The 8,436-nt window shown below is 61.4% G+C and carries 11 protein-coding genes; 3 read left to right on the forward strand and 8 right to left on the reverse strand.

Annotation, left to right across the window (positions count from 1 at the left end; all coding sequences use genetic code 11):
• Nucleotides 1–24 precede the first annotated feature (24 nt).
• The 3 genes from B3873_RS02570 to B3873_RS02580 all read right to left on the reverse strand — a co-directional run bounded on the left by B3873_RS02570 (nucleotide 25) and on the right by B3873_RS02580 (nucleotide 1,805).
• On the reverse strand, nucleotides 25–225 hold the full coding sequence (locus B3873_RS02570) for a hypothetical protein (RefSeq protein ID WP_134221983.1): 201 nt from the start codon (nucleotides 223–225) through the stop codon (nucleotides 25–27).
• Nucleotides 226–330: 105 nt separating this feature from the next.
• A complete protein-coding gene (gene hslO / locus B3873_RS02575; protein WP_121039106.1) occupies nucleotides 331–1,260 on the reverse strand; it encodes an Hsp33 family molecular chaperone HslO in 930 nt (309 codons plus the stop codon).
• A 20-nt stretch (nucleotides 1,261–1,280) separates the two neighbouring features.
• Nucleotides 1,281–1,805: a gamma carbonic anhydrase family protein gene (locus B3873_RS02580; protein WP_034334491.1), complete on the reverse strand. Its 525-nt coding sequence runs from the start codon at nucleotides 1,803–1,805 to the stop codon at nucleotides 1,281–1,283.
• 152 nt (nucleotides 1,806–1,957) lie between these two features.
• On the opposite strand from B3873_RS02580, the gene B3873_RS02585 reads away from it, so the two are divergent.
• Together B3873_RS02585 and B3873_RS02590 are read left to right on the forward strand one after the other, a co-directional pair.
• A complete protein-coding gene (locus tag B3873_RS02585) occupies nucleotides 1,958–2,803 on the forward strand; it encodes a ferritin-like domain-containing protein (RefSeq protein WP_286863888.1) in 846 nt (281 codons plus the stop codon).
• A gap of 124 nt (nucleotides 2,804–2,927) precedes the next feature.
• Complete coding sequence (locus B3873_RS02590) at nucleotides 2,928–3,275, forward strand: hypothetical protein (RefSeq protein ID WP_034334487.1); 348 nt, start codon at nucleotides 2,928–2,930, stop codon at nucleotides 3,273–3,275.
• A 108-nt stretch (nucleotides 3,276–3,383) separates the two neighbouring features.
• Here B3873_RS02590 and B3873_RS02595 read toward each other — a convergent pair whose 3' ends face one another.
• The 5 genes from B3873_RS02595 to B3873_RS02615 all read right to left on the reverse strand — a co-directional run bounded on the left by B3873_RS02595 (nucleotide 3,384) and on the right by B3873_RS02615 (nucleotide 7,053).
• Nucleotides 3,384–4,313 carry an esterase/lipase family protein gene (locus tag B3873_RS02595; RefSeq protein ID WP_034334485.1) on the reverse strand — a complete coding sequence of 310 codons (930 nt, stop codon included), beginning with the start codon at nucleotides 4,311–4,313 and terminating at the stop codon, nucleotides 3,384–3,386.
• 96 nt (nucleotides 4,314–4,409) lie between these two features.
• On the reverse strand, nucleotides 4,410–4,934 hold the full coding sequence (locus B3873_RS02600; RefSeq protein ID WP_286863889.1) for an RDD family protein: 525 nt from the start codon (nucleotides 4,932–4,934) through the stop codon (nucleotides 4,410–4,412).
• 259 nt (nucleotides 4,935–5,193) lie between these two features.
• Complete coding sequence (locus B3873_RS02605; protein ID WP_286863890.1) at nucleotides 5,194–6,066, reverse strand: DUF3106 domain-containing protein; 873 nt, start codon at nucleotides 6,064–6,066, stop codon at nucleotides 5,194–5,196.
• A gap of 4 nt (nucleotides 6,067–6,070) precedes the next feature.
• A complete protein-coding gene (locus tag B3873_RS02610) occupies nucleotides 6,071–6,478 on the reverse strand; it encodes a DUF3619 family protein (RefSeq protein ID WP_286863892.1) in 408 nt (135 codons plus the stop codon).
• Nucleotides 6,475–7,053 (reverse strand): RNA polymerase sigma factor, encoded by a 579-nt coding sequence (locus B3873_RS02615; protein WP_039786760.1) that lies wholly within the window; start codon nucleotides 7,051–7,053, stop codon nucleotides 6,475–6,477. Before B3873_RS02615 ends, B3873_RS02610 begins: the two co-directional genes overlap by 4 nt.
• A gap of 544 nt (nucleotides 7,054–7,597) precedes the next feature.
• On the opposite strand from B3873_RS02615, the gene B3873_RS02620 reads away from it, so the two are divergent.
• The coding region (locus B3873_RS02620; protein ID WP_286863893.1) for a thiamine pyrophosphate-binding protein at nucleotides 7,598–8,436 on the forward strand (839 nt) is incomplete at its 3' end.

Genomic DNA, 8,436 nt, shown 5'->3' on the forward strand with positions numbered 1-8,436 from the left:
CAGGCGGATGCGCATGCTCAACCATCAAGCTTTGGTACGGATACGCTCGCGCAGTTGACTGGCGAGGTCGTCGATGGCGATATCGATGGAAGGGCTGGCGTGCAGGCCTTCCTCGATCAGCGCCAGAAGGCTTTGCTCTTCTTGAGTCTGCGGGCCGAGGGCAGACGGGCCGGCTTCACGGGCCTGGGAATACTTGTCGGCGAGGGGGCGGGTATGGGAAGTCATCTGGCGATTATAGGCGTGGCGATTGCCGGATCGTCGCCCAAGATTGCCGCGACGGTGATCTTTCCGTTTTTACCGAATTTCTTCTGCCCATCCCCTCGCATCAATTCAATGCCGCGCGTCGCTCGCCTCGCTCGCGCCACCCACATCGGCCACGAACAGCTGCGCGCAGTCCACCGCATCGAACTCGTAATGCTGGCCGCAGAAATCGCAGTCAATGGCCAGTTTTTCCATCTGTGACAAGGCTTCAGCCACTTCTTCCTGGCCCAGCATCTTGAGCATGTTGCCAACCTTCTCGCGCGAGCAGGAGCAGTGGAATTGCGGATGCACCGGATCGAAGACGCGGATGGTCTGTTCCCAGAACAGCCGATGCATCAGCGTGGCGATATCGGTGGAAAGCAGTTCTTCGCGCTTGAGGGTGTCGCCCAGCATGACCATGTGGTTCCAGTCTTCCAGCTCGCCTTCCGGCTTGACGGTCGGGGCCGCATTGCCGCCGATGGACGGCAGCTTCTGCAAAAGCAGGCCGCGCGAGACCTTTTCATCGGCTGCCAGCCACAGCTTGGTATCGAGCTGTTCGGAACGCAGCATGTAATTCTCGATGACGGTGGCCACGCTTTCGCCATCCAGCGGGACCACGCCCTGGTAGGCCTGCTGGCCGGGCAGCTTGTCCTTGGGGTCGAGGGTGATGACGAAGCGGCCGTTGCCATTGGCATTGACCAGGTCGGTCAGCGTTGCGTCGTCAGCGATCTCGGCATCATCAGCCAGCTTGGCGGTGGCACGCAGTTGCAGCTCGGAGTCGCACTCGACCACCAGCAGCTTGACCGGGCCGTCGCCATGGATCTGCATGACGATCATGCCGTTGAACTTCAGGTTGGCCGACAGCAGGGCGGACGCCGCCAGCATCTCGCCCAGCAGCGTGCGCACCGCGACCGGATAGTCTCGGCGGGCTTGCACCTGGCGCCAGGTGTCCGAAATCTCGACCAGCTCGCCGCGAACGGGCGCGTTGTCGACCAGGAATTTTTGCAGCGTGTCTTTCATCGTTTCCTTTGCTTGACCGCTCAGGCAATGCGCTTGAGCTGGGTCTTGAACTGTTGCGCGCGCTGCACGTAGCTGTCGGTGCCAGCCCGCATGCGCGCGATATCTTCTTCACTCAACTGGCGAACCGCCTTGGCAGGCGCTCCGATGATCAGGGAGTTGTCGGGAAACTCCTTGCCTTCGGTCACCAGGGCACCGGCTCCGACCAGGCAGTTCTTGCCGATCCGTGCACCATTGAGCACCACCGCCTGGATGCCGATCAGCGCGCCCTCGCCAATGGTGCAGCCATGCAGCATGGCCTGGTGTCCCACGGTGACGTTCTTGCCGATCACCATCGGATAGCCATGATCGGTATGCAATACCGCACCTTCCTGCACATTGCTGTTCTCACCAATGGTGATGAGTTCATTGTCGCCACGAATGGCGACGTTGAACCAGACGCTGGAATGGGCTTCCATCCTGACCTTGCCCACCACCGTGGACGACTCGGCCACGAAGGCGGTCTCGTGGATCTCGGGAATGTCCTGCGCCAATTGGTAGATCGCCATAATAAAATTGTCTCCTCGTTACCTGCTGGTCGGTGGATGGTGCCGGGCTTGTTTGCCTTGTCCTTGTCTTGCAAGATTGGACATTTATCTTCATATGGTGGCAAAGCCGGCGTCCTCAACCGCGTATTTTACCTTCCCTGAAAGTCAGTTCCTTGGATCACGTCTCGTCCCCAGATGAAGTCTTTTCATTCACCCACGTGCGTAGCGCCGCGTTGTCTTGCCTGAAAGAAATGCATCCCGCCGTCAAGTGCAGTTCCGTGCGGGCCTTGCGTGCCGCCTGGCAGGCCGGTCACTTAGCGCTGGAAACCGATGACCTGGCCGCCGCCGAATCCGGCAGCGGCATTCCTGGCCGCCCGGCGCGGCCCGAGCTGGTTTCTCCCCTGCAGGTGAAGCACCGTTCCATGGGCACGCCCGAGGGCAGGGCGGCGCTGATCCATGCGCTTGCGCATATCGAGTTCAATGCCATCAACCTGGCGCTGGATGCGGTCTGGCGCTTCGCCGGCATGCCCCGCGAGTTCTATGAAGACTGGCTGCAGGTGGCTGATGAAGAAGCCTATCACTTCAGCTTGCTGGCCGATCACCTGAAGACCTTGGGTCACGACTACGGCGACTTCACCGCCCACAATGCCCTGTGGGACATGGCCGAGTCCACCAAGGATGACGTCCTGGCCCGCATCGCCCTGGTCCCGCGCACGCTGGAAGCGCGCGGGCTGGATGCCGCCCCGCCGGTACGCGCCAAGCTGGCGCAGGCGGGCGACCTGGCGGCCGCCGAGATCCTGGACATCATCATGCGTGACGAAGTCGGCCATGTGCTGATCGGCAATCGCTGGTTCAACTGGCTGTGCGAGCAGCGCCAGCTGGACCCGGTGACGACTTTCGCCGAACTGTGCCAGCGCCATCGCGCCCCGCCTTTGCGCGGCCCCTTCAACCTGGAAGCGCGGCGCGCGGCGGGTTTTTCCGACGAGGAAATGCTGATGTTCAGCGATGTTTCGCGATGATCGACGGATTTGCAAGAAATGTAAGCAAATTTGGCAGCGGCAGGCCGACACATGCTGCTGTGCTATCTTCACCTCGAATCCCGACAGATCGGGATCGTCAAATATGAACGGAAAGGATGAGAACATGAACAAGATGTCCAAACTGCTGGCTGGTGTTGCTGTGAGCGTGGCCGCCATTACCCTGCTGGCGGCCTGCCAGAAGAAGGAAGAACCGGGTCCGGCCGAAGCGCTGGGCAAGAAGATCGACGGTGCCGTGCAGGATGCCGGCAAGAAGCTTGATGAAGTGACTGGCCAGACCAAGGATCAGGCCGCTGAATCCGGCTCCAAGCTCGATGGCGCGCTGGACAAGGCCAAGGCCGACGCCAAGGAAGCCTACGAAAAGACCAAGGAAGGTGCCAAGGATCTGGCGCAGAAGACCGGTGAAAAGGTGGAAGAGGCCGGGCAGAAGATCCAGGACGCTTCCAAGAAGTAAGTCCGTTGAGGGTGCAGCCGCTGGCTGCGTCCTCGTTGTCACCGAGATGCCGTCCCGCGCTTCGTGCCGGGGCGGCATTTTGCTTTGCGGTGTCCGCGAGCGCCTGCGTCAGTCGCGGGCGTTGTGGATCAGTTCGATCACCATCTTGTGAATGGACGGTTCCAGCGCCAGCGCCACGTGGCCAATGCCGATGACCGGGATGTTCCAGGCGCCCTCCAGATGCGCTGAGGTCTGCGGCGACACGATGTTGTCGTGGTGGGAATAGATCGACACGATGTGGCCCAGCGCATCGGCTTCTTCGGTGGCCGCGAGCTTCTGCAGCCATTCGCTGCTGCGTCCTTCTTCATAACGGCCCAGCCAGTTCATTTCACCGCAGTTGATGCCAATGCCGAAGTTGGCAATGGCCGTGCCATGGTGCGGCGAGCCCAGGGTGATCACGCGGGCCACGCTGTCGCAGCCGTGGTCGCGCAGGTAGGCGCGCGCGGCCAGGCCACCCATGCTGTGGGCGACGATGACGATCTTCTTTTGTCCGGTCTCGGCCAGCACGCGCTGGACGGCGGCGTGCACCAGCGGGGCGTATTCATCGATGCTGCCGAATACCGGTTCCATGTCCAGCGCATAGTGGGTGATGTGAGCTTCACGCAGTTCCAGGCTCAGCCAGCGCCAGTAGCCGCTGTTGCAGCCGTAGCCGTGGATGAGCAGCACCGGCAGCGAGGTGGTGTCGGGATAGCTGAACTGGTCGAAGCGCAGGAAGGGCATGCCCCACGAGGAACACAGCATGGTGGCGCGAAATTCGCGCAGGAACAGGGTGGCGATCTGCAGCCAGGTGATGGTCACCGGGTTGGAGGTGCGGCCGCGATAGGGCCAGGTCAGGAAGAAGCTGTTGGCAGTGATCTGGGCGCGCAGAAGCAATACGATGAGCACGCCGCCGGCAGCTGCGGCCAGGATGGGCCAGTCGAAATGCCGCAGCAGGAAGTAGAACAGGATCGCAATGCCGAACTGGATGAGGAGCAGGGTTCTGGAGATGCGTGAAATCATGCGGGCGTCGGTCGGAGGCGATCAGGTCCAAGGGCATGCGGCTGCATGCGTTCGCCCGAGAGCATAACAGAGCGCAGCGAGGCGCTCATGTCCGCTTCATGACTTGGCCTCGGCCGTGCTGCCGGCGGCCTTCGGCTGGGCCGTCATGTCGACCAGGCGGGTGCCGGCCAGGCGGTCGTGCAGGAATTGTCCTTGCGGATCCAGGCGCGACGTCATGGCCCATAACAGCAGGTTGGCGGCGGGGATCAGCACCAGCAACCAGGCCTGGCCCCTTGCCAGCGAGGCCAGGGCCAGTCCCGGCAGGATCCACAGCCAGGCCAGCACGAAGCGCAACAGCGCGCGTCCCAGCCGCAAGGGCTGGCCGTCGCGGTCGACCACGCGGAAACGCCAGGTCTTCATCGCCAGGGTCTGGCCGCCATGGGTCCAGAACCAGACGAAATAGATCGCCAGAACCAGAAACAGCCAGCCTTCCAGCGCATGGCGCAGATACAGGGCATGACGCTGCTGCAGCAGCGTGGAAAACAGCCAGCCCGACATGAACAGTACGCCAAACAGCAGCATGGATTCGTACAGCATGCTGCTCATGCGGCGGCGCAGGGAGGGCGTGGTGAATTCCGGCATGGTTCCTGTTTGTTCCGTTCTGGCTAGGGTGGAGTGAAGAAGCAGCGCACACCGTGCACGCTGTGGCCGGCAGATGGTAATGCAATCAGGCGCGCTTGCCTATGTGACGGCTTGAGGCAGAGCAAGGGGCAAGCCTGCGTGGCAAGGGAGGTATGCCTTTGCGGCTTCACGGACGGTCTTGACGAGGGTAGAAACGCGAACCGCCCCAAGGGGCGGTTTCAATCAATCTGGCGGAGGAGGCGGAGCGGAAGAGGCCGGCTTACTTGCCGTCGCTGGTGGTGCTTGCCACAGGAGTCACCGCAGCGCTGACGGCCACGGTGGTGGGCAGCGCGGCAGTCGGTGCAATCGCCGGCACTGGCGTGGCTTGCGAGCCAGGCACCTGAGACGGCGCGGGAGCCACCGCCGGAGCCGGGACCTGAGCAGGTGTCACGGGCAGAGAGCGATCCAGCGCCTCGGTGGGCAGTTGGATGGTCGGTGCGGCAGCCGACGGCGAGGTCGGCAGCTTGGCCACGCGCTTGGGCAACTTGGACTCGGCCAGTTTCTTTTTCTGCTCTTCAGACAGTTGCTGGTACTTGGTCCATTGCTCGTGCTTTTCTTCCGCATCCAGCTTCTTGGCGCGGGCGTAATTGGTGCGGGCGGCACTGCGTTCGGCCGGGGTCAGCTTGACCCAGTCGCGCATGCGTTCATGCAGGCGCTGCTGTTCTTCCGGCTTCATCTTGGCGTAGCGCTTGCCGATCTCCAGCCATTTTTCTTTCTGCAGTTCGCTCATGCGCGGCCATTCGCCGGTCAGCGGTTCCAGCGCCTGATGCTGGGCGGGCGAGAGATTGGCCCAGGCCAGCTTGTTCTCGGGCTTGCGTGCTATGGACCTGCCGGCGGATTTGCTGGCATGGGTGGCGGCCGGTGCGGCAGGTGCTGCAGCTGTTCCGGGTGTGCCGGCCACCGGTGCCGTTGCGGCAGGGCTGGCGGCTGGTGCAGGTGTGGCGGGCGTGGCCGACGGTGCCGCTGCAGTGGAGGGCGCGTTCTGCGCCACGGTCCAGGCGCAGCTCAATCCACCGGCCAGCACCGCCAGCGCCAGCGCTATGCGCGAGAGGCGGACGGAAGCCTTCAAAGGAGTGCCGGTGGTCTTGTGCATCGTCTTATTGTCCCTTTTCAGCCAGGAAAGCGTTGAAACCATGATCCAGATACGCCGACAGTGGCAGCTCGTCGGACAGCACGGCCGCGTCGATGTCGGCCAGGTAGCTCACGCGCTTGGCGTTTTCATGCTGGTAGATGCCGGCGAACAGGATGATGCCCACCAGCAGCGGTGCTGCCACGCCCAAGCGGCTCCACCACGACGGTTTCTCGGACGACATCATGGTGCCACCGAAGGCGCCGGCCAGCGCCGGCTGTTCCACGCGCTTGTGGATCGGGGCCTGTTTCTTGCGCGCCAAGGCCACGCGACGCGCGGCCGACAGGCTTTGCAAGGTGTCGTCGGACAGGTTGTCAAGATTGGCGTCAAGCGCCAGCTTCACCTTGTAGGCGAATTGCATTTCCTTGTTGTTCATAATGAGATTCCTTTGGCTCTGAGAGCTTGAGCCAGCGCGTGCGTTGCGCGGGAGCAATGGGTTTTGACGCTACCTTCGGAGCAACCCATGGCGGCGGCTGTTTCCGCCACGTCCATGTCCTGCCAGTAACGCATCAGGAATGCTTCGCGTTGACGCGTTGGCAGCTTTTGTATTTCGGCGTCGATCAGGTTCAGCGTCTGCTCGCGCTCGACCTTGTCTGCGCTGGATTCGGCAGCCTGGGAGCCGTCTTCCGATTCCAGGCTTTCCAGCAGGTCGAAATCGTCGCCGCCTTCGCCGTCGCCGCCATTGCCCCCGAAGCTGGAGAACAGGCTCACCCAGGTGTTGCGCACCTTTTCGCGGCGGAAGAAATCATGAATGGTGTTCTGCAGGATGCGCTGGAACAGCATCGGCAGTTCATCGACAGGCTTGTCGCCGTATTTCTCGGCCAGCTTGATCATTGCATCCTGAACGATGTCCAACGCGGCTTCATCTTTGCGCACGGCATACACCGCCTGTTTGAAGGCGCGGCGTTCGACACTTTCAAGAAAATCGGAGAGTTCTTTGTCAGTTGCCATGCAATACGGTGTGCCGGATGGGTCACCGGTCAGATCAGTTAAAAACTTGCATCCAGGCCGGCGTAGATGCGAAAAATGCAAGAAATCGTCAAAAAGCAGACCGAATGCTAGCAAAAATGGTCCTCTTTGTCCTGAAGTTTATCCTCGGCGGCCCCAGCGAACGCGAGTATTGGCAACGATTTCACCGGAATTCGCTTGACCAAAATGATGCAACGCATTACTGTCCTGTTTCCCGCCTCCCACATCTGGGGCGTTTTTGTTCCTTGCCGGTGCTTCACATAAGGTCGTGCCGGTTCGAGGAAACGCTTTATAGGTTTAAAGCTTGTTTGTTCTAACCCGTGCCACAAGCGCGAGGAATCTGTAGAAGTCGATTTGTACCAAGGCTGAACGAGTCGCGTTGAGCGACGTTTCAAACTCCACTACGGTTGGAGCGCAGAAACGGCGTGACCGCACAATAAAGGGATGCTGCCGGCAAGACGACGAATGCGATTCCGTCAGGAGAGAACATCCGATCAATTTCCAATGGACCTTGAAAGGAAGCAGCATGAGTGCTGAGCAACTCACCGGCGCGGACATACTCGTCCGTTGCCTCGCTGAAGAGGGTGTTGAACACGTCTTCGGCTATCCTGGTGGCGCCGTCCTCTATATCTACGACGCAATCTTCAAGCAAGACAAATTCCAGCACATCCTGGTTCGTCACGAACAGGCCGCCGTGCATGCCGCTGATGCGTATTCGCGCAGCTCGCAGAAAGTCGGCGTGGCCATCGTGACCTCCGGCCCCGGCGTGACCAATGCGGTCACCGGCCTGGCCACGGCCTACATGGACTCGATTCCCATGGTGGTGATCTCCGGCCAGGTGCCGTCGACCGCCATCGGCCAGGACGCGTTCCAGGAGTGCGACACCGTCGGTATCACCCGCCCCTGCGTCAAGCACAACTTCCTCGTGAAGGATGTGAAGGACCTGGCGGAGACCGTCAAGAAAGCCTTCTTTATCGCCACCACCGGCCGTCCCGGCCCGGTTCTGGTCGATATTCCGAAGGACATCACCATGCATACCTGCGCCTACGAGTATCCGAAGGCGGTGGAAATGCGTTCCTACAAGCCGGTCGACAAGGGCCACTCGGGCCAGATCCGCAAGGCGCTGCAGCTGCTGCTGTCGGCCGAGCGCCCGATGATCTATACCGGCGGTGGCATCATCCTGGCCAATGCTTCTCCCGAGCTGAACAAGCTGGTCGATCGCCTGGGCTATCCCTGTACCAACACGCTCATGGGCCTGGGCGCGTATCGTTCGTCCAGCGACAAGTTCGTCGGCATGCCCGGCATGCACGGTACCTACGAAGCCAACATGGCCATGCAGCACTGCGACGTGTTGATCGCCATCGG

The organism is Herbaspirillum sp. UBA812, from assembly GCF_002296545.1.
GTDB classification, from domain to species: domain Bacteria; phylum Pseudomonadota; class Gammaproteobacteria; order Burkholderiales; family Burkholderiaceae_D; genus Herbaspirillum; species Herbaspirillum huttiense.